We start from the raw sequence: 1,716 nt of genomic DNA, 5'->3' as shown, positions 1-1,716 counted from the left end.
CGGTCAGGCGCAGAAGGCGGGCGACCCAGGGTGCGGGTGCGGCGATACGCAAGCGCACCTGGTTGGCGGCGGCCTCCTGGTGGGCCCGGATGAGGGCGTGCACGCCGCTGGAGTCGATGAAGCCCAACCCGGAGAAATCCAGCACCACGCACCCCCTGGCCGGTTGTACAGCCAGTCTCTGGGAAATGGCACGGTAGAAGTCTTCGTGGTTGGCCAGGTCGACCTCCCCGCACACCTTCAGCACCAGGGCGCCTTGCACGGGGACTGGGGACACGCGCAGGTGCGGGACCGTCGTCTGCGAAGGCGCGGACGTGTCCAACTGCGGCCCGCGCCCGAGCTCGGTTGCGGGCGACGGGCCGGCCTGGCGGCCTGCACGACGATCGGGACCGGTGTGTGCGGTGCGATCAGTCATCACTGTTCCTCGCCTGTACTCCGGGGCGCGTTCGCCCTTGGTGGCCGAGCGGGTGCCCGTGACAACGCCCCACCCCCCAAGCGTGTTCCGCTGGTGCGGACCCCGCATGGGCGCCGTAGGCACCCGCCGCGCACTATCTGGGGACCCCTGCCACGCGATTTCGGCCTGCCGTGGTCACCACGGCAGGCCGGGAGAGCGCGTCAGGTTGAGATCTGCCTGGACTGGCCGGAACCTTCGGTGACGCTGATCTTGCGGGGCTTGGCCTGCTCGGCCACCGGCACGCGCAGGGTGAGCACCCCGTCGGTGTAGTCAGCGCTGATGTTGTCGCTGTTCAGCGTCTCCCCCAGGAAGATCTGGCGGGAGAAGCGCCCGGCGGGGCGTTCACAGACCACGGTCTCACGGCCCTCCACAGCGCTGGAGCGCTCGGCGCTGACGGTGACGACGTTGTGCTCGACCTCCAGGTCGATGGACTCGGCCCGGATGCCGGGCAGGTCGAAGCTGACCACGAATTCGTCCTCGTCCCGGTAGGCATCCATCGGCATGGGGTTGGTCGGCCGGGTGCCGTTGCCCATGAGCCGCTGGGTGAGGCGGTCGATGTCACCGAAGGGGTCGGTCCGCATCAGCATGCTCTTCACCTCCGACGTCCTATGGACTTGATGCCTTGACACTCAACTTAGTTACCGGGGCCACAATAGAATAAACGTGTTCGCTGTCACAAAAATTGCGCTCTGATCGGTTTGGGCACGGACCGACGTCGCACCTGATACCGCCCGTGTTCGCCGGACCGAGCACACGAGTACCCACTTCACTCAGTGTTCCGCCCAAGGCACTTCGAACAGGCATGATGCTGATGCGCCCTGCGCGCGACCCGGGCACATGATCGACCTGGATCCGAGGCCGCCCCGACGACTGCCCTCACCTCGTTCGACCGGCGCTCATTCCTTGGCTGGGTCGTCGGCGCGCAGTTCCTCGTTGATCCGGTGGGCCTCCTCGAGCTGGTCCTCCAGCACGATGATCCGGCACGCGGCCTCGATCGGTGTTCCCTCGTCCACGAGTTCACGTGCTCGCGCGGCGATCCTGAGCTGATAGCGGGAGTAGCGGCGGTGCCCGCCCTCCGACCGCAAAGGCTCGATCAGCTCGGCCTGGCCCAAGGCGCGCAGGAACGCCGGCGTGGCACCGACCATCTCTGCCGCTGCGCCCACGGTGTAGGCAGGGTAATCCTCATCGTCGAATCGGTCACCGGTTCCTGGACGGGTCACGTGCGTCTCTTCCTTCTCCTGGGCGCACGACGAGGGCCCCAGCGC

At 67.4% G+C, this 1,716-nt stretch carries 3 protein-coding genes; all 3 read right to left on the bottom strand.

Going from position 1 to position 1,716, the window contains the following annotated elements; translation table 11 throughout:
• Positions 1-412 (bottom strand): STAS domain-containing protein (locus D474_RS0123720; RefSeq protein WP_017615973.1); only part of this gene is annotated, 412 nt, incomplete at its 3' end.
• Positions 413-612: 200 nt separating this feature from the next.
• Entirely contained in the window at positions 613-1,038 is a 426-nt protein-coding gene (locus D474_RS0123715; protein WP_026118754.1) for an Hsp20/alpha crystallin family protein, read from the bottom strand.
• A 309-nt stretch (positions 1,039-1,347) separates the two neighbouring features.
• Entirely contained in the window at positions 1,348-1,671 is a 324-nt protein-coding gene (locus D474_RS0123710) for a MerR family transcriptional regulator (RefSeq protein WP_026118753.1), read from the bottom strand.
• Positions 1,672-1,716 lie beyond the last annotated feature (45 nt).

The organism is Nocardiopsis salina YIM 90010, assembly GCF_000341025.1.
Taxonomy (GTDB): domain Bacteria; phylum Actinomycetota; class Actinomycetes; order Streptosporangiales; family Streptosporangiaceae; genus Nocardiopsis; species Nocardiopsis salina.
This window is presented reverse-complemented; position numbering and strand designations above follow the sequence as displayed.

Bases quoted from the DNA above. Each gene is read 5' to 3' on its own strand.
- D474_RS0123715 (WP_026118754.1), bottom strand. From the start codon at position 1,038: ATGCTGATGCGGACCGACCCCTTCGGTGACATCGACCGCCTCACCCAG.